The organism is Desulforamulus putei DSM 12395, from assembly GCF_900129195.1.
Lineage (GTDB): Bacteria > Bacillota > Desulfotomaculia > Desulfotomaculales > Desulfotomaculaceae > Desulfotomaculum > Desulfotomaculum putei.
In genome coordinates, this window is the sequence record NZ_FQUY01000005.1 from 25,810 (window position 1) to 51,162 (window position 25,353).

24 protein-coding genes are annotated in these 25,353 nt (G+C 51.7%); 10 read left to right on the forward strand and 14 right to left on the reverse strand.

Annotated elements, in window-relative coordinates:
* Positions 1 to 86: 86 nt before the first annotated feature.
* Both BUB67_RS04875 and hcp read right to left on the reverse strand, forming a co-directional pair.
* Positions 87 to 470 carry a RidA family protein gene (locus tag BUB67_RS04875; protein ID WP_073236643.1) on the reverse strand — a complete coding sequence of 128 codons (384 nt, stop codon included), beginning with the start codon at positions 468 to 470 and terminating at the stop codon, positions 87 to 89.
* A 275-nt stretch (positions 471 to 745) separates the two neighbouring features.
* A complete protein-coding gene (hcp, locus tag BUB67_RS04880) occupies positions 746 to 2,374 on the reverse strand; it encodes a hydroxylamine reductase (protein WP_073236646.1) in 1,629 nt (542 codons plus the stop codon).
* Between the two features lie 963 nt (positions 2,375 to 3,337).
* Between hcp and buk the strand changes: the two genes are divergently transcribed.
* The 7 genes from buk to BUB67_RS04920 all read left to right on the forward strand — a co-directional run bounded on the left by buk (position 3,338) and on the right by BUB67_RS04920 (position 8,781).
* Entirely contained in the window at positions 3,338 to 4,399 is a 1,062-nt protein-coding gene (buk, locus tag BUB67_RS04890; protein WP_073236652.1) for a butyrate kinase, read from the forward strand.
* An 85-nt stretch (positions 4,400 to 4,484) separates the two neighbouring features.
* Positions 4,485 to 5,432 carry a bifunctional enoyl-CoA hydratase/phosphate acetyltransferase gene (locus BUB67_RS04895; RefSeq protein ID WP_073236656.1) on the forward strand — a complete coding sequence of 316 codons (948 nt, stop codon included), beginning with the start codon at positions 4,485 to 4,487 and terminating at the stop codon, positions 5,430 to 5,432.
* Entirely contained in the window at positions 5,411 to 6,091 is a 681-nt protein-coding gene (locus BUB67_RS04900) for a hypothetical protein (protein ID WP_073236659.1), read from the forward strand. The genes BUB67_RS04895 and BUB67_RS04900 overlap by 22 nt, the downstream gene beginning before the upstream one ends.
* A 16-nt stretch (positions 6,092 to 6,107) precedes the next feature.
* Positions 6,108 to 6,332 (forward strand): 4Fe-4S binding protein, encoded by a 225-nt coding sequence (locus BUB67_RS04905; RefSeq protein WP_073236664.1) that lies wholly within the window; start codon positions 6,108 to 6,110, stop codon positions 6,330 to 6,332.
* Between the two features lie 57 nt (positions 6,333 to 6,389).
* Positions 6,390 to 7,457, forward strand: a complete 1,068-nt coding sequence (locus BUB67_RS04910) for a 3-methyl-2-oxobutanoate dehydrogenase subunit VorB (RefSeq protein WP_073236667.1) — start codon at positions 6,390 to 6,392, stop codon at positions 7,455 to 7,457.
* A 15-nt stretch (positions 7,458 to 7,472) separates the two neighbouring features.
* Positions 7,473 to 8,216 (forward strand): thiamine pyrophosphate-dependent enzyme, encoded by a 744-nt coding sequence (locus BUB67_RS04915; protein ID WP_073236670.1) that lies wholly within the window; start codon positions 7,473 to 7,475, stop codon positions 8,214 to 8,216.
* Between the two features lie 13 nt (positions 8,217 to 8,229).
* Positions 8,230 to 8,781: a 2-oxoacid:acceptor oxidoreductase family protein gene (locus BUB67_RS04920; protein WP_073236926.1), complete on the forward strand. Its 552-nt coding sequence runs from the start codon at positions 8,230 to 8,232 to the stop codon at positions 8,779 to 8,781.
* Between the two features lie 43 nt (positions 8,782 to 8,824).
* Here the strand turns inward: BUB67_RS04920 and BUB67_RS04925 are convergent, their stop codons facing one another.
* The 7 genes from BUB67_RS04925 to glgP all read right to left on the reverse strand — a co-directional run bounded on the left by BUB67_RS04925 (position 8,825) and on the right by glgP (position 17,119).
* Positions 8,825 to 9,643, reverse strand: coding sequence for a divergent polysaccharide deacetylase family protein (locus tag BUB67_RS04925; RefSeq protein WP_073236673.1), 819 nt, complete (start codon positions 9,641 to 9,643; stop codon positions 8,825 to 8,827).
* 55 nt (positions 9,644 to 9,698) lie between these two features.
* Complete coding sequence (locus BUB67_RS04930; protein ID WP_238456961.1) at positions 9,699 to 10,292, reverse strand: N-acetylmuramoyl-L-alanine amidase family protein; 594 nt, start codon at positions 10,290 to 10,292, stop codon at positions 9,699 to 9,701.
* Positions 10,293 to 10,553: 261 nt separating this feature from the next.
* Entirely contained in the window at positions 10,554 to 10,874 is a 321-nt protein-coding gene (locus BUB67_RS04935; RefSeq protein ID WP_200798128.1) for a ferredoxin family protein, read from the reverse strand.
* Positions 10,874 to 12,169, reverse strand: a complete 1,296-nt coding sequence (locus BUB67_RS04940) for an FAD-dependent oxidoreductase (protein ID WP_073236679.1) — start codon at positions 12,167 to 12,169, stop codon at positions 10,874 to 10,876. Before BUB67_RS04940 ends, BUB67_RS04935 begins: the two co-directional genes overlap by 1 nt.
* Entirely contained in the window at positions 12,162 to 13,514 is a 1,353-nt protein-coding gene (locus BUB67_RS04945; RefSeq protein WP_073236681.1) for an electron transfer flavoprotein subunit alpha, read from the reverse strand. The genes BUB67_RS04940 and BUB67_RS04945 overlap by 8 nt, the downstream gene beginning before the upstream one ends.
* A gap of 17 nt (positions 13,515 to 13,531) precedes the next feature.
* Positions 13,532 to 14,338: an electron transfer flavoprotein subunit beta/FixA family protein gene (locus BUB67_RS04950; protein ID WP_084127645.1), complete on the reverse strand. Its 807-nt coding sequence runs from the start codon at positions 14,336 to 14,338 to the stop codon at positions 13,532 to 13,534.
* A 231-nt stretch (positions 14,339 to 14,569) separates the two neighbouring features.
* Positions 14,570 to 17,119: an alpha-glucan family phosphorylase gene (gene glgP / locus BUB67_RS04955; protein ID WP_073236687.1), complete on the reverse strand. Its 2,550-nt coding sequence runs from the start codon at positions 17,117 to 17,119 to the stop codon at positions 14,570 to 14,572.
* A gap of 299 nt (positions 17,120 to 17,418) precedes the next feature.
* On the opposite strand from glgP, the gene BUB67_RS04960 reads away from it, so the two are divergent.
* Genes BUB67_RS04960 through BUB67_RS04970 form a run of 3 tightly spaced genes read left to right on the forward strand, consistent with a single transcriptional unit; the run spans position 17,419 to position 20,731 of the window.
* The gene (locus BUB67_RS04960; protein ID WP_073236691.1) at positions 17,419 to 18,609 is read left to right on the forward strand and encodes a tetratricopeptide repeat protein; all 1,191 of its coding nucleotides are present in this window, start codon (positions 17,419 to 17,421) and stop codon (positions 18,607 to 18,609) included.
* 18 nt (positions 18,610 to 18,627) lie between these two features.
* Positions 18,628 to 19,371 carry a PRC-barrel domain-containing protein gene (locus BUB67_RS04965; protein ID WP_073236694.1) on the forward strand — a complete coding sequence of 248 codons (744 nt, stop codon included), beginning with the start codon at positions 18,628 to 18,630 and terminating at the stop codon, positions 19,369 to 19,371.
* A complete protein-coding gene (locus BUB67_RS04970; RefSeq protein ID WP_238456962.1) occupies positions 19,364 to 20,731 on the forward strand; it encodes a VanW family protein in 1,368 nt (455 codons plus the stop codon). The genes BUB67_RS04965 and BUB67_RS04970 overlap by 8 nt, the downstream gene beginning before the upstream one ends.
* Positions 20,732 to 20,764: 33 nt before the next feature.
* On the opposite strand, the gene BUB67_RS04975 is transcribed toward BUB67_RS04970, so the two are convergent.
* The 5 genes from BUB67_RS04975 to BUB67_RS04995 form a co-directional block, all read right to left on the reverse strand.
* Positions 20,765 to 21,004 carry a SelT/SelW/SelH family (seleno)protein gene (locus BUB67_RS04975; RefSeq protein ID WP_143157006.1) on the reverse strand — a complete coding sequence of 80 codons (240 nt, stop codon included), beginning with the start codon at positions 21,002 to 21,004 and terminating at the stop codon, positions 20,765 to 20,767.
* 159 nt (positions 21,005 to 21,163) lie between these two features.
* Complete coding sequence (locus tag BUB67_RS04980; protein WP_084127647.1) at positions 21,164 to 22,114, reverse strand: PLP-dependent cysteine synthase family protein; 951 nt, start codon at positions 22,112 to 22,114, stop codon at positions 21,164 to 21,166.
* Positions 22,115 to 22,187: 73 nt separating this feature from the next.
* On the reverse strand, positions 22,188 to 22,484 hold the full coding sequence (locus BUB67_RS04985) for a hypothetical protein (protein ID WP_073236709.1): 297 nt from the start codon (positions 22,482 to 22,484) through the stop codon (positions 22,188 to 22,190).
* Positions 22,471 to 24,381, reverse strand: a complete 1,911-nt coding sequence (locus BUB67_RS04990) for an aldehyde ferredoxin oxidoreductase family protein (protein ID WP_073236716.1) — start codon at positions 24,379 to 24,381, stop codon at positions 22,471 to 22,473. The genes BUB67_RS04985 and BUB67_RS04990 overlap by 14 nt, the downstream gene beginning before the upstream one ends.
* A 2-nt stretch (positions 24,382 to 24,383) precedes the next feature.
* A complete protein-coding gene (locus tag BUB67_RS04995; RefSeq protein WP_238456963.1) occupies positions 24,384 to 25,190 on the reverse strand; it encodes a TIGR04076 family protein in 807 nt (268 codons plus the stop codon).
* Between the last annotated feature and the right edge of the window lie 163 nt (positions 25,191 to 25,353).

Here is a 25,353-nt window from a genome sequence, read left to right on the forward strand (position 1 = left end):
ACATCACTTAAAAAAATAAGGACTCCTGTGAAGAGTCCCTTTATGTGATCTTCCGTTTATTTGGTGGCTGGCTACCGAAACAGAGATTATTTAACGAATACAATTGCTTCGATTTCAACCAGAACATTTTTCGGTAAGCAAGATACTTCCACACAGGCCCGGGCCGGTGGTTCCGCGTTGAAAAATTGCGCATAGACTTCATTGACCCTGGCAAACTGGTTCATGTCTTTGATGAAAACAGAAGTTTTAACAATATCTCTCAGGCTTGCCCCGGCGGCTTCGCAAATGGCCTGCAGGTTTTTAATGCACTGCCGGGTCTGTTCCTGAATATCTCCTTCCACCACATTGCCGGTGGCGGGATCAATGGGAATTTGCCCTGAAATAAACATGAAATTGCCGACCTTTACAGCCTGTGAGTAAGGCCCGATGGCTGCAGGAGCCTTTTCGGTACAAATGATCGTCTTGTCCAAAGTAAAACCCTCCCAGATATAAATTTATTGTCTCAACAATGGAACAACAGGCGGTAACCCGGTCTGGATTATACTTTTCGACATCAAACAAAAATCACCTCTTTGTTTATTAAAATTTTTTAGTACTTATTACAAAAAAATTTTAATCTCCATTAGCTTGGATAAATAGAAAAAAGAAAGGTTGTTATAAAAAGCCGAGTCTATTGGGTATGTAATGCCAGTTTAAAAGATGAAGGAGGAGAGCGGCATTAACCGATCTCCTCCCTTTGGGATTCCTATTTGTTTAAGATGGCAGCCAGGTCTTCATCGGGGGTGGTAATGGGTTTAATATCAAAGGTTTTCACCAGCACCTCCAGCACATTGGGCGATACAAAGGCGGGCAGGCTGGGACCTAGGCGGATGTTTTTAATTCCCAGGTGCAGCAGGGTAAGCAGGATGGCCACCGCCTTTTGCTCGTACCAGGACAGCACCATGGAGAGTGGCAGATCATTGACACCGCATTGGAAGGCATTGGCCAGGGCTACGGCAATCTGGATGGCGGAGTAAGCGTCGTTGCACTGGCCGATGTCCAGCAACCGCGGGATGCCGCCGATATCACCCAGTTTCTTGTCAAAGAAACGGAACTTACCGCAGGCCAGGGTTAAGATAACGGTATCCCCGGGGGCCTTCTCCACAAACTCAGTGTAGTAGTTACGGCCGGTTTTTGCGCCGTCGCAGCCTGCCACCAGGAAGAAGTGCTTGATGTCGCCGTTCTTAACGCCTTCTATCACCTTATCGGCCACACTCATAACAGTGTTACGGGCAAATCCCACTATGACGCTGCCCTTGTCTTCGTCAGCCTCAAATCCGGGCATGGCCAGGGCCCTTTCGATTACGGGGCCAAAATCTCCGTTCTGAACATGCTGCACGCCGGGCCAACCAACCCGTCCGGTGGTAAAGATGTTGTCCATATAGGCCTGGGGATCCTGAATGCAGTTGGTGGTCATGAGAATGGCGCCGGGGAAAGCGGCAAATTCTTTCTTCTGGTTTTGCCAGGCTGTACCGTAATGTCCGTAGAAATGTTTGTACTTTTTCAGTTCGGGATAACCGTGGGCCGGCAGCATTTCACCGTGGGTGTAAACGTAAATACCCTTGCCCTCGGTTTGTTCCAGTAAATCTGCCAGGTCTTGCAGGTCGTGACCGGATACCAGGATGCATTTGCCGGCCTTATGACCCAGGGGAACCTCGGTGGGGACCGGGTGGCCGAACTTACCGGTATTGGCGGCATCCAGCAATTCCATTACGCGGAGGTTTACTTCACCGCACTTGAGAACAAGAGCGACCCAGTCATTCAGACCAAGGTCTTTATTGGTCAGGGCTGCCATTCCCTCGTAAATAAAGCCATAGACCTTGTCGTCTTCCTGGCCAAGGATGGCGGCATGGTCGGCATAGGCAGAGATCCCTTTAAGGCCGTAAACCAAAATCTGCTGCAGGGATTGGATATCGGCATCGGCGGTATGGTCGTTCACCATCCCCACTTCCTCACCCTGCTTAATCAGGCCTGCCAGGTCCGCAGCCGGTTGGAAGCCGGCAGAGGGGTCAGAGAAAGAAACATTGCCGCCGGCTGCTGCCACCTTGTCTTTTAATGCTTCCCTGTATTGTACGCACTGGTTAATGAGGGAAACAAACCGGGCGGCGTCGAAGTTTACGTTGGTCAGGGTGGTAAACATGGCGCCTACAGTAAAGCGGTCGATTTCCGGGTCCGCCACACCCACTTTACGACCTTCACTGGCATAGAGGGACAGCCCCTTCAAGGCGTGCAGCAACAAATCCTGCAAAGCTGCCACTTCGGGCTTCTTACCGCACACACCTACCACTGTACAACCGGTTCCTTTTGCTGTTTGTTCACACTGGTTACAAAACATTCATCATGACCTCCTTTAGATTTTTAACTAAATAATCGGTTTATGTACCTCTGGCATAAAACCACTGGCCAAAAGTGACTTGAATTGAGAATCAGTGTTTGTATTCTTAGGTTTGGCGTACACTCCCGTTTAAAAAAGAATGAATTTTCTTGCATTTCTATTAACTTCCTGCAATACGACATTATAGCTGTAATAGTTGTCTTTGCCATACTTGTATTGTACAGTGAAGCCCATATAAAAAAAGTGACCTATATCACACAAGAGGTGAAAAAAGGTCACTTTGTAATAAACGCCCGTTATTGGACAAAGGAACATGCACTGCCTAGTCTACGGGGCCTTTGGTCTTTCTTGCTGCCTCGGACAGTCTGGCTCCAATATTTCTATGACACCTGTTTCGGTCTAATCTGGCTTTTTCTGAGGCTGCATTATGTTCTCTTGGATAAAATAAGGATTCGTTCAGCAGACCCTAAATAGGTGTGAGAGGACGGTAGTTAGACACCCCCTCCTACTCGATTAATTATAATTTAAACTTTTCAATAGCTACCTGCAAATCACCAGCAAGAGAGGCCAATGATTGTGCAGAGCTTCCAAACTGTTGTACTGTTGCGTTTGTCTCTTCAATGGCGGCGGCTACATTTTGAGTAGCGGACATAGCTTGATTAGAGATTTGATCCATTTGCCTTATCGAAATAAAAAATTCCGATCACATGTGGGATGCCAGGGCCGGGGGTCTTAATATTGATGCTGGTTTTGTTATGCCATTAACTGCATTTGATACCGTACTTTTTCTTTTAGTAAAGGCGAGGATTGCTCCTAGGGCGATTGATAAAAACGCAGCGGAATATTGAAATTCAGGAATAAAAATCAAATCGGTTTTTGTCGTAAATCCCTGGTATAATAAACTAGGTAAAAAAATCATCCCCTACCCCGGTTTAGAGTAAGCCATAAACGGAGTGATCTACAATGCAAATTCTGGCCATTAACCCTGGTTCAACTTCCACAAAGATCGCAGTATTTCAAGATGAGACCTGCCTCTGGAAGGAGGTTATCAACCACCCCGATCAAGACATCCGAGCCTTTGCCAAAATCGGCGACCAGTACAGTTACCGTATGGATACCATTTTAAATACCCTGCAGGAAAAGGGCTGCCAGCTGGAACAATTCAGCGCTATTGTGGGCCGGGGAGGCTTACTGAAGCCCCTGTCCGGCGGTACCTATCTGGTGGATGAATACCTGGTGCAGGAATCTCATAATGCCCCCGGCGGGGAACATGCTTCCAACCTGGGCGCCATCATCGCCTATCACCTGGCCCAAAGGGTCAATATTCCGGCCTATATTGTAGACCCGGTGGCGGTGGACGAAATGGAACCGGTGGCCCGCCTGTCCGGTCACCCGGAACTGCCGAGGATCAGCCTGTCCCACGCCTTAAATATGAAAGCGGTGGCCCGCAAGGTGGCCCGGGACTTGGGTAAGACCTATCAGGAAGTCAACCTGGTAATTGCCCACCTTGGAGGCGGCATTTCGGTGGCTCCTCACCGCAGGGGAAAAATGATTGATGTCAATAACGCCAACAATGAAGGCCCCTTCTCACCGGAACGCTGCGGTACGCTGCCGTCGGCCCAGTTGGTGAAACTGTGTTATTCCGGCAAGTATACTGAAAAGGAAATGCTCACCGGCATCCTTAAGGAAGGTGGTATGTATGCTTACCTGGGTACCAAGGATGCCAGGGAAGCGGAAAGAAGAATGAACGAGGGAGATGAACAGGCAAGGCTTGTGCTGGAAGCCATGTGCTATCAGGTGGCCAAAGAAATTGGGGCCATGTCCACAGTGCTGTGTGGGGAAGTGGACCGCATTGTCTTAACAGGCGGCCTGGCACATTCCGCCTTTATAACCGGGGAAATTACCCGGCGTGTTTCCTTCATTGCACCGGTGGCACTGATTCCCGGTGAAGAAGAAATGGAATCCCTGGCCCTGGGGGCGCTCAGGGTATTAAGACAAGAGGAGCAAGCGCTTATATATCGTTAAAGTAACCCGATGCCGAATACGGAGAGAATACAGAAGGTACAAGATGGCTACAAAACACTCAATTTTGACGCGAGGAGTGTTCATTATGCAGTTTAAGAACTTTGCTCAGGTTTTAGAAGTGGTAAAAGGGCTGCCCAAGGTGCGGGTCAGTGTGGCCAATGCCCAGGACGAAAAGGTTCTGCTGGCCCTTAAAAAAGCGATGCAGGAGGGCTTTGTGGAACCTGTTCTGGTGGGCTCCCGCAGCGAAATCGAGCGGGTGGCCTGGGATGTTGACTTTGATCTGAACGGAGTGGAAATTTTCGAGGCCGATGCACTGGCAGCCCCCGAACTGGCTATCAAGCTGGTAATGGGCGGCAACTGCCAGGTGCTTATGAAGGGCCTGGTAAACAGCAGCACCTTCCTGAAGGCGGTGCTGAACGGGGAATGGGGCCTGCGCACAGGTAAAATTCTCAGTCACATCGCTGTTTACGAAGTACCAGGCTACGACCGCCTCATCTTTTTAACCGACGGAGGCCTCAATATTGCTCCCGATATTGAAATGAAGAAACAAATTTGCCAGAATGCCATTGACTTTGCCCATTCCCTGGGCATTACCCTGCCGAAAGTTGCCGTACTGTCTGCCAATGAGCAGGTGAGCCCCAAAATGCCGGTGACCCTGGAGGCCCAGCAGTTGGCCCAGATGGCCAAAAAAGGAGAAATCACCGGCGCCCTGGTGGACGGCCCCCTGGCCCTGGATATCGCCATTAACAAGGATGCTGCCGAACATAAGGGAATCAAAAGCCCGGTGGCGGGTCAGGCGGATATCCTGCTGGTGCCCAATATTGAAGCAGGCAATATTCTGGGTAAGTCCATCTTGTACTTTGCCGGCGGCGTGATGGCGGGACTTGTTTTGGGCGCTGCGGCTCCGGTGGTACTGCCCTCCCGGGCGGACACACCCCAGGGCAAACTGATGTCTCTGGCCCTAGCCTGCCTGGCAGGACACGGCATGAACAGAAAGGACCAAAACTTTCGATGGGAACAAATAACCGGGTAACCGTTTTTGTCGGCAACTACGGCAGCGGTAAAACAGAATTATCCATAAATTATGCCCTAGACCTGGCCCGGCAGGGCCAACAGGTGGCGTTGGTGGATCTGGATATCATCAACCCTTATTTTCGCAGTCGGGAAAAGGCTGATCTGCTGGAAAGCCAGGGGGTCCATGTGGTCCTGCCACCGGCGGAGTACGTGATGTCGGAGGTTCCCGCCATGCCGCCGGAGGTCGCGGGCTTCATCGCTAATAAGGATTACCACGTGGTAATCGATGTGGGTGGCGACAATACCGGGGCCACCGCCCTGGGCCGGTTTGCTGATTTAATCAAAAATACCGGCTACCGCATGTTGATGGTGGTCAACACCAACCGGCCCGATACCGCTTCTCCGGCAGGAATTATTACTGTTATGCACAGTATCGAGGCCGCCGGCGGCCTGTCCGTGACCGCTCTGGTCAGCAACACAAATCTGGCCTGGGAAACCGACCTGGAACTGGTACAACAGGGTCAGAAAATACTGGAACAGGTGTCTTTACAGACCGGCTTGCCCATCGATTTTATCGTGGTGGAACGATCCCTGTACGAACAAGTGAAAGAACATTTTCCCCACCGGCAGGTTTTCCCCATAGATATCATGATGCGCCTGCAGTGGGCGCAGACTTAACAGGAGGTAGACAAGCATGGCTAAGGGAACCGTTGAAGTTGACAAGCTGCGCTGCAAAGGCTGCAGCATCTGTGTAGAAGTGTGCCCCCAAAAAGTGTTAAACCTTTCCAAAGAGCCCAACCCCAAAGGCTACTATTATGCCCGGCAGGCAGACCCGGACAATTGCACCGGTTGTGCCATGTGCGCCCTGATGTGCCCCGATGTGGCCATTCGGATATGGCGCCAGGCCTCCGGAAATTAACAATTCAACTTGAATTCGACTTGAATTTGTTAATAAACTAGAAAGCGAGTGGTTGCTTTGAAAAAATATTTACTCAAAGGAAACGAAGCTATTGCCGAGGCAGCCGTCAGGGCCGGCTGCCGGTTGTTTTTCGGTTATCCCATTACCCCTTCCACCGAGATTATTGAGTACATGGCCAAGCACCTGCCGGCGGTGAACGGCACCTTTGTCCAGGCCGAAAGTGAAGTGAGCGCCATCAACATGTGCTTTGGCGCTGCGGGGGCCGGTGTCAGGGTGATGACCGCCTCCTCCAGCCCCGGCATCAGCCTGATGCAGGAAGGACTTTCCTATATCGCGGCCAATGAACTGCCCGTGGTGGTTGTCAACATCGTGCGTGCCGGCCCGGGCCTGGGCGGCCTTGGTCCCTCCCAGGCGGACTATTTCCAGGCCACCAAGGGTGGCGGCCACGGCGATTACCGCTTGATCGTGCTGGCACCCAGCACCGTGCAGGAACTGGTGAACCTTACCCAGGACGCCTTTGACCTGGCAGACCTCTACCGCAACCCGGTGATGATTATGGCGGACGGTATTCTGGGTCAAATGATGGAACCGGTGGTCTTTCAGGAGCGGGAAACCCGGCAGCTGCCTGCCAAGGACTGGGCCACCACCGGTGCGGAGGGTCGTCCCCGCAATACCATCACCAGCTACTCCCTGCAAAACGAGATCGGCGAGGCCAACTGCCTGCGCTGGGAAGCCAAGTACAGGTCCATTGCCGCCGCCGAGCAGCGCTGGGAACAGTATATGACCGACGATGCGGCATATTTAATGGTGGCTTACGGCACCACCGCCCGTATTGCCAAAGCCGCCGTCCAGATGGCCCGCAAGGAAGGCATCAAGGTGGGCCTGCTGCGTCCCATCACCCTGTGGCCCTTCCCGGTGGACGGCTTCAAGTCCCTGCAGGGCCAAATCAAGGGTTACCTGTCGGTGGAACTGAGCGCCGGCCAGATGATTGAGGATGTGCGCCTGGCCACAAATTGCAGCGCTCCGGTGCATTTATGCAACCGTCAGGGCGGTATGGTTCCCGCACCGGAAGAAGTGCTGGAGCGTTTTAAAGAAGTCTTTCCGGCCGCAGCGGCCGCCGTTTAAGGAGGTGTGTTAGCATTGAAAGAAGTATTTAAGCGTACCGGTGCGCTGACCGATGCACCTTTTCACTACTGCCCTGGCTGCACCCACGGCATCATTCACCGGTTGGTTGCAGAAAATCTGGAAGAACTGAATTTGCTGGGCAAAGCCATTGGCGTAACACCTGTGGGCTGCGCCGGTTTCTGCCAGCAGTATTTTAATATCGACATGCAGGGCGCCGCCCACGGCCGGGCTCCGGCGGTGGCCACCGGCATCAAAAGGGCCCTGCCGGACAGATTTGTCTTTACCTATCAAGGGGACGGTGACCTGGCTTCCATTGGCATTGCGGAAGTGATGCATGCCGCCGCCAGGGGTGAAAATATCACCACCATCTTTGTCAATAACGCCATTTACGGTATGACCGGCGGCCAGATGGCTCCCACCACCCTGCCCGGCCAGAAGACCTCCACTTCACCCTTCGGCCGTGAACCCAGTGTGGCCGGTTACCCGCTGGACATGCCCAAAATCATTGCCCAGATCCAGGGAGCTGCCTACGTGGCTTCGGTTTCGGTGGACAGTCCCAAAAATGTCCTGCAGGCCAAAAAAGCCATACGCCAGGCCTTTGAGTATCAGTTGGCCGGCCGCGGTTTCACCTTTGTCAGTGTTCTCTCCACCTGTCCCACCAACTGGGGGATGTCCCCGGTGAAGGCGCTGGAGTGGCTGCGGGAAAACATGATGAAAAATTACACCCTGGGCGTGCTGAAAGATGCTGCTGCCCAGTAAAGGAGAAATGGCAATGACTGAAAAAATGATCATTTCGGGTTTTGGCGGCCAGGGTGTTATGTTTATGGGTAAAATTCTGGCCTATGCCGGTATGCTTACTAATAAAGAAGTCAGTTGGATCCCTTCCTACGGTCCGGAGATGCGGGGCGGCACCGCCAACTGCTCGGTAATCGTCTCCGACGAAGAAATCAACTGCCCGGTGGTCAATAAACCCAGCCTGGTGGTAGCCATGAACGGCCCCTCCCTGGAAAAGTTTCTCCCTGCCTTGATTCCGGGAGGTCTGCTGGTGGTCAACAGCTCCATTGTAAAAAATGATGTTACCAGGGACGACGTGCGGGTCCTGAAAATACCTGCCCAGGAACTGGCCGCCGAAAAGGTGGGCAAAGCAAACCTGGCCAACGTGGTGGTCCTGGGAGCTATGCTGGCGAAAACGGATGTCTTGACCCTGGACGATGTTGTAGCTGCCCTGAAGGAAGTGGTGGCCTCCAAGCGCCCGGAAATGCTGGCCATTAACAGGCAGGCTCTGGAAGTGGGCATGAATTATGTAAAGGAAAATCAGTTGTAAAACCCAAGTCCCGATGGGGCACTCTGTTAGGCCGGGGTGCCCATTATACTTTCCCTTTACTATTACCATTATTTACTTTAACAACCTCGGATAGAGGCACTAGCTTAATACCCTCTTGCTCAATGTAAGGAATGGCCTCTTTAACCGTCTGGGCCGTAACATTGCCCCCCTGTCCCACGTGGCCTATGGCCACGGCGTAGCCCTGTTGCTTCGCCACCTGGCAGGCTTTCTTAATTTGTTTGGTAATATGCTTCTTGCTTTTTACATCATCCAAAAATACATCCCGTTTCACCCAGGGTATGTGCATATTTTTTGCCACCGGCACAATATGGGATTTATAAGAGGTACAACTATCCAGTACATATAGCCCCTTGCTTTTGGCCACTGCCAGCATGGGCGTAATTTTTTCTTTACTGCTGGTTATTTTCGAGCCGGTATGATTATTAAAACCAGTGGCATGGGGGACGGATTTCAGGTTTTGGGTAAAGGTATCCTGAATTTCCTGGGCGCTCATATAGGAAAAAATGGCTCCGGGTCCCAACCAAGAAGCCTTGCCGTGTATGGGCTCCATTGGTTGATGCAAAATCACCTCATGTCCCCGCCGATGGGCTTCTTCGGCGTGGGCGGTGGAATAAATTAAATTTGGCATCACCGCTGCTGTAATGGGTCGGTCAAGGGCCATAAATTCCGCTACCCCACAATTGTCGGGACCTCCGAAATCATCAATGACAATGGCCAGTATGGGCTGGGCCGGGATTGTCGCAGGCTTAGATGTAAAAACAGCGTTCCCCAGGGTTAGATAGCTTAAAATTGTTATCATACTGATCAGGACAATCATAAAGGTCCATCGCTTACGCTGCATGTTAACTCACCCTTTGCGGTAAATTTTCCCAATATATGGGATTTTTCAAAAACATTTATATTTTTTCAGACTCCTTATCCTTCACCTGCAAGTAATTGATTACCCCTTTGGCAATGGCCCGGGCCAACATCTGCTGATATTTTTTATCCAGGAGCTTTTCCCTTTCTTGGGGGTTGTTGAGAAAACCTGTTTCCACGATGACACAGGGCATCTCGGTACGCCTTAAGATATAATAGCTGCCCGTCTTTACCACCCGCTTATTAATATACGGTATACCTGAAAGCTCCCTTTGGATGCTCTCCGCCAGCAATTTGCCCCGGAGCGATTGTCTGTGATAGAAAGTCTCAGCGCCGGAACACTTTCGGCGTCCCACATTAACATGAATACTGACCACTGCATCAGCACCAAATTTTTGGGCCAGTTCGATGCGCCGCTCAATGTCGTACCTTTTGGCATCCCGACCGTGTAGACCGGGAACCGCAAGGTTGTAATCGCCATCTCTGGTCAACCGAACCTGGACATGGTTTTCTTTCAGTATTTTACCTATCTCCTGAGCAATGGCCAGGTTGATATGTTTCTCCATTACCCCCTTGCGGATGGCGCCAGGATCATAGCCACCGTGTCCAGGGTCAATCACAACCTTTCCCAATGTATCACCAGCCCAGGAAATTTTAGGACAAAGCAGCCAAAGCAAAAGAAACATCACCCGTAATACCACATGCTCACCTCACATTCAAAGTTATTTTGCCAAAAGAGGGCATATAATAACCTCATCAAATAAAATGGGTTCAGGAAAGTTTTTTTTATCAGTATTAAGCATAAAGAACCTAATGGAAATAAATCCTGAGCTTTAAAAATGAAACACCCACTCCCCGGCATAACCGGCAAAGTGGGTGTTTTTTCTTAATCCTTAGGCCAATCTAAACTGAACCCCGTAACCGCCCCGGGGATAGCGCCAGCGGATGTTGCCGTGCGGGCAGCCGATGCGGCAAGCGCCGCATTCCAGGCAGCCCTCATAGCCTACGGCAATGCGGCCATCCCTCCATTCATAGACCCTGGCGGGACAAAAGACGGTGCAGTCCTTCCCTTCACATTTTTCCGCGCATACGGCAGGGTCGATGATTTCCAGGTGAGATTGGTGGTCCGGTTTCCAGCGGTTTAAATATAGTTTATCGTCGATATTAACTTCGGTTTTCACATATTTCATTCGTTTATCCAACTTGTTTTCCATTATTTCACCGCCCTCCAAGCCTGATAGAGGTCTTTGCCCAGAGAGTACAGAGAACTGCCGTTTAACAGCCTTTGCAGGATAAGTTTTTGCTTGTCTTTCTTGCTGACACCGTCCACCGTCAGCATTTCGTGCAGGGCCATATTGGTGGCCGGAATGTACTTGTTAAAGTATTGAGGATTCACCTCAAACAGGTGAGAGGTATTCTTGTATTTTTTCAAGTCTTCGATGACAAAACTGTTCCGTAATTGTTCTTCGTAATGGGACAGGGACCTTTCATTGAATTCACCCATCCGGTGTGCCCGGATAATGGCTTCCGCGGCCAGCCGGCCGGAGGTCATGGCCAGGTTACTGCCTTCCCGGTGAATCCCGTTCACCAGTTGGGCCGCATCCCCTACCACCACCACACCGTTGCCCACCAACCTGGGGATGGCATTGTACCCTCCTTCGGGAATTAAATGGGCGTAATATTCCACCGGTTCCCCTTGGCGAATCAGCGGGCGAACCATGGGGTGGTTTTTCAGGTTTTCCAGCAGGTCGTAGGGACGTACTTTCATCTGCCTGATCTGGGACAGCAAGGCGCCCACACCAATGGAGATATGCTCCTTGTTGGTGTAAATGAAGGCGGTACCCACCAGGCCCAGGGTGCCGCTGCCGAAGATTTCAATGGTGGCTCCCATACCCGGCTCCAAATTAAACCGTTCTTCAATGACCTCGGAGGGCAATTTGAGTTCTTCCATCACCGCCAGGGCCACCTGCTGGGGCTTCCACTCATCATGAAAACCCAACTGCTTGCTTAAAAGGGAGTTGACCCCGTCGGCCAGCACCACTACGTTGGCATACAGGTCGCCGTCCGGGCGGTTGGTTCTGACGCCGACAACCCTTTCATTCTCCACGATGCAGGACTCAACCACCGTTTCATTGATAATGACGGCCCCGGCTTCGGTACACTTGCGGGCAAACCACTGGTCAAACTGCCCCCGGAAAACCGTAAAACAGTTATATGGCTCCCGGGCCCACTGCTGTCCCTTATAGCCGGTGGTGACCACCGATTCTTCGTCCATCAGCCAGAACCTTTGCTCCACCACCGGTCTTTGCAAGGGCGCTTCCTTCCAGAATTCAGGGATGATCTCTTCCATCATGGCCCGGTAAAGGACGCCGCCCATCACGTTTTTGGCGCCGGGATAGTCCCCCCGCTCAATCACTATAACGGACAGGCCTTCTTTGGCCAGCTTATAGGCTGCGGCCAGACCGGCCACGCCGGCCCCCACCACAATCACATCAAATTTCTCAGGCACAGTGAATCCCCCCTTTGCCTGTCATTTTTTCGCTGTCACGTTTATGCTTGGACAATAACTCCTTGAGAGGTTCAATTAAGGCCGGAACAACTTGAAAGACATCCCCGACAATGCCATAGGTACATTCTTTAAAGATGGGTGCATCGGGGTCTGTATTGACGGCAATGATGATATCGGAACCCCGGATGCCTACCAGGTGCTGGATGGCGCCGGAAATCCCCAGGGCAAAATAGATTTTCGGCGCCACAGTGACACCTGTTTGCCCCACCTGATATTTTTGTTCAATCCAGCCCGCCTCAACGGCAGCCCGGGAGGCCCCCACCCTGGCGCCGATGGCTTCGGCCAGCCCGAAGCATATTTTACGAAAACCCTCCCGGTCTCCCAATCCGCGACCGCCGGCCACGATGATCTCCGCTTCCTGCAGATTTACCTGTTCCCCGCGCTCCTTAACAATTTCCACCACCCGGGTTAACAGGTCCTCTTCTTTGAGATCAACCTGCCAGGTTACCAGTTGACCCCGACGCCCCGGCACAGGCTTCGCCATTTTCATCACCTTGGGACGTACCGTTGCCATTTGGGGACGGTGGTTTTTGCAGACAATGGTGGCCATGATATTGCCGCCAAAGGCAGGCCGAGTGGCCAGCAGCAAACGCTGTTTGGGATCGATATCCAGGACGGTACAATCCGCCGTTAAGCCGGTGCTCAACTCGGTTGCCACAGCCCCGGCCAGATCCCGCCCGGTGGTGGTGGCCCCCATTAAGATGATTTCCGGCAGGTATTGTTGAACCAGCTTGACAAAAACCTTCATGTAGGTCTCGGTGCGATAGTATCGCAGCACCGGGTGATCTGCCAGGTAAACCTTATCAGCGCCGTACTCGTAAAGCCTGTCCGACAAACCGCAGACTTTGTCCCCCAGCAGCACACCGGCCAGCTCTACCCCCAGTTTATCCGCCAGTTGACGGCCAGCTCCCAGCAGTTCCAAGGACACAGGGACAATTTCCCCTTCTCTTTGCTCAATAAACACCCAGACGCCCCGGTAACGGGCCAGGTCTCCGGTCAACTCTGCAGCCACTTCTACAGGGGCTTCCCCTTTGCTTTCAGAATCCGGAAAACCTGTTTCTTTTAGCTGGGTTTTACCCGCAGTTGCTCCGGTATCCACCGTCTTTTGTGCAGAAGGCAAATTGATGGCACTGACCGGACAAACTTCAATACATTCGCCGCATTCTACGCATTTTTCCGGCAACACCTGGCACAAACCTTCTTCATTTATATAAAGGGCTTCGTATGGACAGGCAGGAATACATGCCTGGCAGCCCATACAGGTGGAGGATACATTTACCGCCATATCTTATCACCCCTGTCTTAATTGTTCTGTGAAATCTTTGTTGACAACTTGTCAATCAGTTGGCTAACCACCTGCGAAACATCTCCCTTAAGCACTTCCCCTTGCCCCCGCTGGGTGGGAGCAAATATCCTTGTCACGGAAGTAGGAGAACCCTTAAGACCCATCATGGCCGCATCCGCCTCCAGGTCCGCAGCCCCAAGAACTCCGGGCTGATAACGGGCCGCCCGAATCATGTCGGGAAGGGAAGCATATCTTAGTTCGTTGATTTCCTTCTCCACCGTAATCAAACAGGGTAGTTTCGCTATCACCACTTCGTAAGCATCATCCAATTTACGGTGGACCTTGATCTCTCCCTTGTCCGGCTCCACCTCCGCCACTTTGTTGACATAGGTTAACTGGGGCAGCCCCAATCTCCTGGCAATGCCCGGCCCCACCTGGGCAGTATCACCGTCAATGGCCTGCTTGCCGCACAAAATCAAATCAATGGGTTCCCGGCGGCTAATGATCTCAATGCCCTTGGCCAGGATATAACTGGTGGCCAGGGTATCGGAGCCGGCAAACATCCTGTCACTTAACAGGTATCCCTCGTCAGCGCCCATGGTTATGCATCTCTTGATAACTTCTGCCGCATTGGGAGGTCCCATGGAGATGACGGTTACTTTGCCGCCAAATTGCTCTTTAATCCTGACCGCCTCTTCCACGGCATGGCTGTCGTAGGGATTGATAATGGCCGGTGCACTGGAGCGGTCCAAAGTATTGGTCGCCGGATCAATCCTGACTTCGGTTGTATCGGGGACTTGTTTTACGCATACAAGAATATGCACCACTCATCACCTCTCACACTATCTGGTTTAATATTTTAGAAAACTACAAAAACACATTATTAACTTATATAAAACTTAAAATACTCGATATAGATTATATCAAATTTTCCTGTAGTTGCTGTAAGAAAAATTACGAATGTAAGGTTTTTTTAATACCATACCCACCAGATATTTGAAAATAAAATTTCAAAACCCGCCGTCAAAACATGTTACGGCGGGTCTAAGGGTTCTTTAAAAATTATGCGCCCAGCTTGCCAGCGGCAGTTCAAACTTGGTGGCAAACAAGGGATGTTCCGGTCTGATCCTTACGGTAAAACCGCAGGTGCCCTGGTCAAGGGTAAACCCTCCCCGGTAGTGATAGATTCCCTCCCCCTTTTGGCCTGCCACCTTGAGGGGAGTGGCTTTAATTCCCACCAGGGTGTGGTCTCCTTCACATCCATGCACCACTTCTACCACCACGTTGTCCGGGGCAATGGGCCCCAGGTAAACATCCGCAGCCAACTCCAAAGTTTCCCCTGCCTTTAATTCTTTCCCTTTAACCGCGTTTGCATCAACGTGCTTGACTGCCACATGGTGCCAGTTATCCTTCATATACCGCTTGAAATCCTGCACTTGGCTGGCAACATGAAAGTGATTGGAGGCAAATTGCTCACCCCTGCGGACAGCTTCGCTGTAAAAACGGTCGGTATACTCCTTGACCATGCGTTCGGTGCTGAAGGCCGGCGCAATGGTCTTGATGCAGTTTTTCATCATTTTAATCCAGCGGCGGGGATAACCGTTGTCCTGATCATAATAGGCAGGGATGATTTGTTCTTCCAACAGGGAATACAGGTGATAGGCGTCGTCCCTATCCTGTTCTTCATCACTTCGATAACCGGTTTCCCGGCCGACAGCGTAACCATTTTCACCATTGTATCCCTCCGGCCACCAGCCATCCAGGACACTGCAGTTAATGACCCCGTTGGTTGCCGCTTTCATGCCGCTGGTACCGCTGGCCTCCATGGGCCAGCGGGGCGTATTGAGCCACATGTCTACCCCCTGTACCATATGCCTGGCCACATTCATGTCGTAGTTTTCAATAAAAATGATTTTTCCCCGGAAGGGTTCCTGTTGAGATATTTCATAAATCCTTTTGATTAAATCCTGTCCCGGGCGGTCCGCCGGGTGAGCCTTGCCCGCGAAAATAATTTGCACAGGCCGCTCCGGGTCGCTGAACAGCCTGGCCAGCCTCTCCATGTCCCTAAACAGCAGGGTTGCCCGTTTGTAGGTAGCAAACCGTCTGGCAAAACCGATGGTGAAGGCCTCGGGGTTAAGGTACTCATCCACTTCGGCAATGTGTTCAGCAGGTTCCTGATTGCGGTATTTGTGCTTTCTTACAGATTCGCGGAAGAAGTAAATGGCTTTCTTTTTTAGGGATCTGTGGACATCCCAAAGTTCTTCGTCCGGAATGTTGTCGATGGACTGCCACAGGTTGGCATCACAGATACGGGAAGTCCAGCCGGGGCTCAGGTAAGCATTAAATAACTCCGCCAGTTCTTTGGACAACCAGGTTAACGTGTGAATACCGTTGGTCACCGAAAAAATCGGCACTTCTTCTATAGGGATATGTTCATAGAGGTAGTGAAACATTTTGCGGGAAACTTCCCCGTGCAGCTTGCTGACACCGTTGCAGTAGGCGGCAAAATTCATGGCCAGAATGGTCATGTTAAAGTTGTTTTTCCGAGAGTCCCAACCAAAACTCATAAAGCCGTTGCGATCCACACCCAGGGCTCCGTAATAACGGTTTAGATAGTAATCTACCTTATCAGCGTCAAAAACATCATGGCCGGCCGGTACCGGCGTGTGTGTGGTAAACAAGGTGTTGGCCCTGACAGCCTCCCTGGCGGTGGCCAGGGGTACGCCTGCCTGTACCAGTTCCTGTAAACGTTCCAAACAAAGGAAAGCCGCGTGTCCTTCGTTGATATGCCAGGCCACGGGGTGAATGCCCAATTGTCTGAGGGCCCTGACACCGCCGATACCCAGCAGCATTTCCTGGGAGATCCGGGTGTCCTTGTCTCCCCCGTAGAGCTGTGCGGTTAACTGCCTGTCATGATCGTTGTTCAGAGTGATGTCCGCATCCATAAGGTAGATTTTAATCCTGCCCACTTGCACCTGCCATACCTTCAGGTGAACGGTTCTGCCGGGCAACTCCACCGGAATAATAATTTCCCGTCCTTCTTCATTAAGCGCCGGCTTCACGGGCATTTCGTTGTAGTTTTGGAACGGGTAATGGGCTTCCTGCCAGCCTTCCCGGTTAATTCTCTGGGTAAAATAGCCCTGCTTGTACAGCAGCCCAACACCTACCAGAGGCAAACCGATGTCGCTGGCGGCCTTGCAGTGGTCCCCGGCCAGCACACCCAACCCTCCGGAGTAAATGGGTAAAGACTCGTGAAGACCGAATTCGGCAGAAAAATAAGCGATGGGCTTATCCGCTAAATGAGGATATTTGTTTTTAAACCAGGTATCGGCATTCATATAACGATCCAGGTCCGCCAGCACTTTATCATACAGCGCCAGGTAGTCCGGGTCGGCGGCGGCCCTTTGCAGGCTGTCGTTATTTACTTGCAACAGCATTTTCACCGGATTGTGATTTAACTCTTCCCATTTTGGCTCATCCATTCGCCTGAAAAGTTCCAGCGCCTCCGGATGCCAACTGAACCAAAGGTTATAGGATAATTCCTTCAGCCTGCCAATCCTCTCCGGTATAGATGGGCTTACTGTGACAGTGCGAAAATAAAACATGGCTTTCCCTCCAACCTTGTTAGAACGTCAGGTTTGTCCAACGAAAGAAAAAAATACTGCTGTCACATCATCTTTGAAACCAGCATTCCAGTCAGATCTATACCTAGTTTGCCAAACAATGCCCTGCAGCTATGCGTAAAACGAAAAACTTACTCTATTCTGCAGGCTTTTGACAATTTCAGATATTTTTTTCAAACCCTGGTTTTTTGAGAGGATTTAAGGCAATATATGACGTATTTTAATATTTCGTAATGAATTGGCGAGGATTTTACATAATAAACGGAAAACGGAGGATTTCAATGTGGGTTTACTGGCTTACCCTCGGATCCTTATCCATCGTACTTTATTTTCCCTATAAAAAATTTTTTACCAAGCCTGTGGCCCTCCGGGCTTCTATTGCTACCTTCATTATTGGTATGATTTATCCCCTGCTGCAGGTTAAGCTTTCGGTAGCACAAACATTTTTTTCCATAGGATTGCTGCTGCTGTTTTTAGGGGTTACCATTGCAAGAAATCACCCATACTGGGACGCCGAAGAACCTGAAGAAACGAGTCAAACCAACCGGTCGCCGGATACTACGGGTAATGAATGGGTCGGCAGCGGGATGCCGGACATGCAACACCCCGTCGTGCAAGAAGAAACGGTACCGGAAGAAATCAAGGGCAGAGAAACAGTTTGCGGTACCGGCGAATTGACAGTAAAGTCTGAGGAACAGGCCGAACCGGTTGCACCTGGGGAATCCCATGAAGAGATGAAGCCTTGTAAACAACAAGCGGTTGTCTCACCTGAAGAAGAGCCGTCGGAAATTGTTATGGTTGGTGGGGAAGATAACCTGCCAACGGTGGTTGCCGAGGAATCTGCTCCCTCAAGGGATGTTCTTGAACCGGATGTTCCTGAACCGTTGCAGACCTCGGACTACATTTCCGGGGATACCCGGGATCCGGAAGATGTTTCCCGGGAAGACAGTCTCCTGATACAAACTCTACAAGAGACTGAACACACACCGGATACCTCTTTGAAGACAGACATTGCCGAGGACGCTTCTCAAACTTCCGGTCTTGCGGAAGATTTGCCCGCGGCTTCGACAACCGGGGAAAGCAGTCAATCTCCTAAATCTCTGCTGGTCGAAGGTTTGCGCCTGGCCAAGTGCAAGCAGTATGCCCAGGCCGTCCGCCACCTCAACAAGGTGGTTGCTTACGGGGCCGACCCGGAACTGTTATACCTGGCCATCAGCGAGTTAAGTTCCATCTACCAGCATCTCGGCCTCTACCCGATGGCCTTGGAGATCATCAACGCCTTTGCCGAACACCCGTCTCTCAAGGAACATCCGGGCATGGCCAACCTAAAGCAAAAGGCAAGATTTATCCGGTGCCTGATGGATTTGCTGAGCAGGGACCGTTACGGTCATATTCCCTATGAACAGGTTCCTGAAGCAGTACGAAGAGAGGCCTTTGACAACTCTCTTAATATAAAACATTTAATTTCATAAACGGAAGGGGTTATTTACGTGAAGTTAAAAAGCCAAATTGTAGGTTTGCCTGTCATAAGCATTGTTGAGGTAGCCTCACTGGGAAAGGTTGAGGATCTGGTCATTAACCCGGATACCGGGTCTGTGGATTTTCTCATTGTTGAACCCGAACAGTGGTACATGGAACGCAGGCTGATTGCCATTCAGGATGTCGCCGGTATTGGCGAAGATGCCCTGACTACGGAAACCAGGACCAATGTTGTCAACATCACCTCGGTGCCGGCTGCCATTGAATTGTTAAAAAAGGAAGTTAAAGTTGTGGGCTCCCAGGTTATCACCAAAAAGGGCCGCCTGAACGGATCCATTGACGAGATCCTGGTGGATGAGCAAACAGGCAAAATTTCCGCCTGCCGCTGGGTAGCCGGGGATGGCGCCAAAACCGGCCTCATTCCTGCCAATCTGGTGGTTACCTTTGGTAAAGGAATGCTGGTGGTGGAGGAAGACTTCGATGCTGCCCTGGTAGAAAACGCTTCCCAAATTCACACAGATGCTGTACATAAACCTGTGGTGGAAAAGGCAACGGCACAGGGTCCTCAGGATCCTTTACAGTTCTTTGAAGATAAACAAAAACAATATTTAATCGGTCGTACCGTAACCACCGACATTCTGTCAGATGACGGAGAGATTATCGCTGAACAGGGCCAAAAGGTTACCCAGGAAATGGTGGACAAGGCTGTGGCTGCGGATAAGTTTGTGGAGCTGACCCTGAACACCCGTGAATAAAGCCAGGCTGACCTTTTATGTTACCCTTGCCCTAGGTCTTCAACTTTTGGTTAGCGTCGGCCTGTCCAGTGCGGCAATCACCTTTTATTACCGGGACACCGTTTTACCGGGAACCTCTGTCCAAGGCGTTGATATCGGCGGGTTAAAGGCTGATGAGGCCGAGAAGGTTTTAAGGGACGCTCTGCCCTGGCCCAGTCCGGAAAGTCTTTTAATGCTGGTGGACCCGGAGGGACAACCCACCCATATCCGTTATGGTGATATTGACTACCGGGCCGATTATCATGTAACCGTAAAGGAAGCCTTGCGGCACAGCCAAAAAACTGCCGCCTGGAACAATATTGGCGCCTTGTTTGGCGCCATGCACCATGGCTGTGACTTGCCTCTGGTCAAAACTTTTGATAACGTTGCCTTTACCAGAATTCTTGACAAATTATCGGACAAGTACAATGTCCCGGCCCGGAACGCCCAGTTTGCGTTCAATGGAAATAATGTCATATTATTTCAGGACAGCAAAGGCAGACAACTGGACACTGAAGGGACCGTCAAGCAGTTGATGGACCTTCCTGTTGACGAACACCGGTTGGTACTCCGGTTCAAGACCGTTGAGCCTGACATTCGCATCTCCGATTTTAACGGAATTAATTCCAGATTGTCCATCTTTGTAACCCAATTCGACCCCACCAACAGGGCCCGTTCCCATAATATTGAACTGGCCAGTAAATTAATTAACAATGTGATTGTACCACCCAAACAAGTATTTTCTCTTAATAAGGTTTTGGGTCCCCGTAACCGGGAAAGGGGCTACCTCCAGGCGCCGGTGATCATAAACAATAAGTTAACCAGCGATTTTGGCGGCGGCGTCTGCCAGGTGGCTACCACCCTGTATAATGCCGTGTCACTGGCAGGTTTGACGGTGGTGGAACGGGTCCCCCATTCCCTGCCGGTTCCCTATGCTCCGGCAGGAAAGGACGCCACCATCGCCGGTGATTTCATCGATTTTAAGTTTCTTAACAATACCGATTTTCCCGTCTTAATAAGCAGTCAAGTGCAGCAGGGAAAGCTCCTGGTTAGCATTTTTGGCCACCGGCAAGGGGCCTCGGCCCGGTTAATTAAGATTGAAACAGAACGGTTGATCACCAAACCCACTCGAAAATATGTGCAAGAGGAGGGGCTGGTCCCCGGTCAGGTGGTGGTTCGCCGACCGGGACGGGACGGTTATCAATTGAAAACCTACGAAGTCATTTTTGAAAATGACAAAGAAGTGGAGCGGCGCCTGATTTCCCAAACCGTTGTGGACCCGGAACCTGAAGTCATCGCCGTGGGCCCCGGGGTTCATACCAAGGGCCTGGTAAAAAAATAAAGTCCCCGGCAAAGATATTTGCCGAGGACTTTATTATAGCCCCAGTTTGGCTGTAATTTCCTCCGTTTCGGGAAATCTGCCCAGTTCTTTTTTGGAAAAAATCAATTCCCCGTTTTTCCTTACCTCAAAGACTCCCCCGCCGGAAGGGATCAGCTCAAAGGAAGAAATCTTATTTTTGTACGTCCGCAACAAGGTTTCGGCCAGACCGGCCGCTTTCGGCAGGTAGCCTCAAGCAGTGCAGTACTCAATGGACAATTTTACTTCTCCAGCCATTTGACAACCTCCCATAAATTCTAGTTTATTTTTCCAATATATATTATATCACTTATGTTATGCAAAAACAAAATTGGTACCTGGCCATTGGCCTTGGCCCTTGGCTTTTGTCCTTCAGCTTTAGGCACCACAGACTAAAGGCCAATGGCCAAAACGGCCTTATTTAAACAGGTCAGTGCTCAGGTATCTCATACCGCCGTCACAAAGGATCGTAACAATCCTCGCCCCGGGGTCACACCAGCCGGCCAGTCTCAGGGCCGCGGCCACATTGCCCCCGGAGGTATAACCGCAGAGCAGTCCTTCTTCGGTGGCCAAGCGGCGGGCCGCCCGGATGGCCTCCCCGTCGGTGACCGTTATATAGCCGTCACACACCCGGGGCTGCCACAGGTCCGGTATTTTTGCATAGCTGGAGCCCTGCAGAACGTGCTTTGGATTGGTCACCGGCTTGCCGGCCAGCACCGGAGCGGTGGCCGGCTCCACCGCCCAGCATTGGATGTTGGGATCCTTTTCTTTGAGGGCGGTGGCGATGCCGGTAAAGGTGCCGGAGGTGCCCACCACATCGAGAAAATAATCGATCTTGCCATCCATCTGCCGCCAGATCTCCTGGGCGGTGGTCTCATAGTGTGCCGCACAGTTGCCGGGGTTATGAAATTGATTCACCCAAAAGGCGCCCAATTCTTTCTGCAGTTCTCTGGCCCTTTCTTCCACCAGAGCCAGGTCTTCACCGGTAACTTGCCCCGGTTTGCCCCCCTCCGCCTGGGGTACCAATTCCACCCTGGCCCCCATGGCCTGTAAAACCTGCCGCCGTTCGGGACTGTTTCCCTCGGACATGACAGCCACAAAACGATAGCCCTTAATGGCGCATACCATGGCCAGGCCAATACCGGTATTGCCGCTGGTTTCTTCCAAAACGATGCTGCCCGGTTTCAGTTTCCCTTCCTTTTCAGCATCCTCAATCATTTTCAGGGCAATTCTGTCTTTCATACTACCGCTGGGGTTCATAAACTCCGCTTTGGCAAATATTTTGCCCGGCAAATCCTTGCCTATCCTTGCCAGTTCGATCAAGGGGGTATTGCCAATGGCTTCCAGTACGGACGAACAGGTTTTCAAGACATTTTCCCTCCACAAGGTTTTTCCTGATCACAGGGCACATTCCCTGTTTATGTACCAAAAAAACCGGGCATTATCCCCCGGTGACGGGGGTTACCACGGTTAGACAATGGCCGTCTTCCAACATTTGCCCCTCATCGCCGGGCATCGCTAAAACAACACCCGGCGCCCCCGGCCGGGGCGAGAGGAGCAAGGACTGGCGTTGTATCTCTTGATAGACTTCCCCTGGTAACAGCGCTTTTAACCTGGATAAGATTGCCGCAACGGTAACCGGCCCGGTGAATACCAGCACATCTTCCCGGCGCCCGGACATCAGGCGCACAACACCCAGGTAGCGTACTGTAACCCTGACTTTGTCAGGCTTCGTCATGAATGAGGCCACGCTCCTTCAATTCCCGAGCCTCTTTTTCCAGGCCCAGTTCTCTGAGCTTGCTGAAGGTGGGAATTCCCGTGGCAGTATCCCACCCTCTGGCCTGGTAATATTCATCCAGCATGGGCTGTAATTCTACCACACTGCCGGCGGACGGCCCGGCATCCTGCGGCAGCGGCTCATCAGTAAAGCGCCTGGGTAATGTATCATCCTTCCTGGTGAGACCCTCCCTGGTGTTAAAAGCCCTTTCCAGATTCACCACTCTCTCGCAAATGGCCTGCACTTCCTCCCTGTCAATATCCCAGCCGGTTACTGTTCTCATCAGTTTGGCTGCCATGGCAAAATCCACGATCTCCATATTGACGATGGTATTTTTGCAGGCCTCCAAACAATCAGCCAGTGCGGACCACTCTTCATAATGCTTAACCACCCGGCCCTTACCCTTATATTTTAAGCGGAAGGCAGCGTCGGGATGACCGTACATTCTTTGCCCGGCTGCCGCATCGCCGCTGAACTCAAAGGAGGGTTCCGAGCGAAGGTGGTCCCCACCCCGGCTGGCCACAGCGTAACCCAGAGCATAGGCCTTTAGTCCCCGGGGATCTGCCTGGAACAGCTCCAGACCCTTGACATGGAAAGCATATTCTTCAGAACCGCGGCCAATCTTCTGTGCTGCCGCCTTTACCCCGTCCGCCAGGACATCGCCAAAGCCTTCCCGCCGGTTAATCTTCTCTATGAGGGTCAGAACGGTATCCACATTGCCCCAGGTCAAATCAAGTCCGTCGGCCTCAGCCCGGGAGAGGATTCCCCTCTGGTACAGTTCCATGGCAAAGGAAATTACTTCGGAAGTGGTAATTACATCCAACCCGTAACGGTTGCACAAATCGACTCCCTTCAGGGCTGCGGCCAGGTCCGCAACCCCCACCCGGGAACTGAAACCGGCCAGTCCTTCAAATTCCGGACCCTCACTCTTAAGACCCGCAAAGGGCCCCCGGGATATTTGGAAAAACCGGCTGCAGGGGATGGTGCAGCCAAAGCAGGACTTGGACTTTACCTTTACCGTTTCGGCCAGGACCTCGCCGCTGACAGCTTCCGCCCCTTCAAAACGCCCGGTCTGAAAATGGCGGGTGGCCAGACAGCCGGCCTCATTGAGGGCATGCACCAGTTTGGTGGTACCCATAAGGGCCCGGGCGGGATATTCACGGTGTTCATAAATGGCGCGGTCAATCTCCCGCATCAATCCGGCAAACCCTGCGTGGTCCGCCACCCTCACCGGCTGATTCCCCCTCACTGCAATGGCTTTCAGGTTTTTCAATGCCATAACCGTACCCATACCGGTTCGGGCAGCAGCCCGCACCAGGTTGGCAAATACGCCGGCAAAACGAACGCCGTTCTCCGCTGCGGTGCCCACAGCCGCCACCTGAACCCTGGCATCCCTTAATTCCTGGAGGATGGCTGATTGGGTGGCCCAGACATCCTGCCCCCATAGGTGCTGCGCATCCCTTATTTCAATCCTGTCATTACAAATAAAAAGATAAACCGGTTTTGGCGCCTTGCCTTCGATAATTAACTGATCGTAACCGGCAAATTTTAATTCCGGCCCGAAAAAACCACCGGCATTGGAGTCCCCCAGAATTCCCGTTTGGGGGGATTTGGCGCTGACGTTAAATCTGGCGGCCCCGGGAAAGAAGGTGCCCACCAGCGGCCCCACAGAGAAAAATAGCTTATTCTCAGGACTCAAACCATCCAAGTTAGGGGGGATTTCGTCGTAAAGTCTTCTCATGTTAAAGCCCCGGCCGCCTAAATAGTTCCTGGCCAGCTGCTGTTCCAACGGCTCAACGGTAACCTTGCCGGTGGTTAAATTCACCCTTGCTACCTTGCCTGCATAGCCACAGGTCATGTTCATCTGCCCCCCTTTATGGCTGCTCTGGGGCCGCCCTTGAGGGGCGGCTCTCCGGCCCTGCCATAGCGCAGGGCGCCGGTGGCGCAACGCTCGATACACCGGGGGTCCCCGCCGCAAAGATCACAAAACAGGGGTTTACCCTCCCGGAAATGGACGGAACCAAAGGGACAAGCCTCGGCACAGGCCCCGCATCCTGTACAAACCTCAGCATACAGCCTCACTGCATGAGTTTCCGGGTGACGGTCCAAGGCCCCGGCCGGGCAAGCCTGGACACAACGGGCATTGCCGCACTGGCGGCAAACCAGGGGGCGATCCATGCCGTTCACTTCATCTTTGGCCACCCGGATGCTGGCCTCGTCAACAGAAAACAAACCTGTTTTGTAAAAACTGCAGGCCAGTTCACAGGACCGGCAACCGGAACAAACCTTTTCGTCAACTAACATGCGTGGAAAGGGTTTATTCTCCCTGTCATCAACCTCTTTTGTGCTTACTTTAGGACCCCTGTTATCGCCGGCAGGAATCCTCTCAATACGATAAATCACCATCCCGTTGGGATCGGGACAGCACATGTGCCGGGTGCTGGGCAGCCAGTCGTTTTCCTCGTCTATTTTTCTCTGCTTGGCGGGAAACATCGGCAACATGGCAGCCAGGGCCCACATGCAGATATGCTTGCCCTGGGGAATGGTAATTCTCCCACCCTTAACCTCGAAGTAATCTCCGGGACGCATGGGTAAATCGCAAAACCCACGGACTTCCTCCACGACAACCCGTAAATCAAACACCTTCGCAACGCTCCTTAAATTCATTTTAAAAACCACCTTTTATAATGGTAACGGAAAGGCCAATCTTTTGTAAATGTAAAATCTTCCAGATTTTTTTTACTGGCAGGATTTTAAAAATCCATGTATAATAAGCTTTAGCAAGAGTTTAGCAGAGGGTTCCCAAAAAATATAGTAGAAGAGAGGAGAT

Coding starts and splice junctions, on each gene's coding strand:
- hcp (WP_073236646.1), bottom strand. CDS start 2,374: ATGTTTTGTAACCAGTGTGAACAAACAGCAAAAGGAACCGGTTGTACA.
- buk (WP_073236652.1), top strand. CDS start 3,338: ATGCAAATTCTGGCCATTAACCCTGGTTCAACTTCCACAAAGATCGCA.
- BUB67_RS04895 (WP_073236656.1), top strand. CDS start 4,485: ATGCAGTTTAAGAACTTTGCTCAGGTTTTAGAAGTGGTAAAAGGGCTG.
- BUB67_RS04900 (WP_073236659.1), top strand. CDS start 5,411: ATGGGAACAAATAACCGGGTAACCGTTTTTGTCGGCAACTACGGCAGC.
- BUB67_RS04905 (WP_073236664.1), top strand. CDS start 6,108: ATGGCTAAGGGAACCGTTGAAGTTGACAAGCTGCGCTGCAAAGGCTGC.
- BUB67_RS04920 (WP_073236926.1), top strand. CDS start 8,230: ATGACTGAAAAAATGATCATTTCGGGTTTTGGCGGCCAGGGTGTTATG.
- BUB67_RS04925 (WP_073236673.1), bottom strand. CDS start 9,643: ATGCAGCGTAAGCGATGGACCTTTATGATTGTCCTGATCAGTATGATA.
- BUB67_RS04935 (WP_200798128.1), bottom strand. CDS start 10,874: ATGGAAAACAAGTTGGATAAACGAATGAAATATGTGAAAACCGAAGTT.
- BUB67_RS04945 (WP_073236681.1), bottom strand. CDS start 13,514: ATGGCGGTAAATGTATCCTCCACCTGTATGGGCTGCCAGGCATGTATT.
- glgP (WP_073236687.1), bottom strand. CDS start 17,119: ATGTTTTATTTTCGCACTGTCACAGTAAGCCCATCTATACCGGAGAGG.
- BUB67_RS04960 (WP_073236691.1), top strand. CDS start 17,419: ATGTGGGTTTACTGGCTTACCCTCGGATCCTTATCCATCGTACTTTAT.
- BUB67_RS04985 (WP_073236709.1), bottom strand. CDS start 22,484: ATGACGAAGCCTGACAAAGTCAGGGTTACAGTACGCTACCTGGGTGTT.
- BUB67_RS04990 (WP_073236716.1), bottom strand. CDS start 24,381: ATGACCTGTGGCTATGCAGGCAAGGTAGCAAGGGTGAATTTAACCACC.
- BUB67_RS04995 (WP_238456963.1), bottom strand. CDS start 25,190: ATGAATTTAAGGAGCGTTGCGAAGGTGTTTGATTTACGGGTTGTCGTG.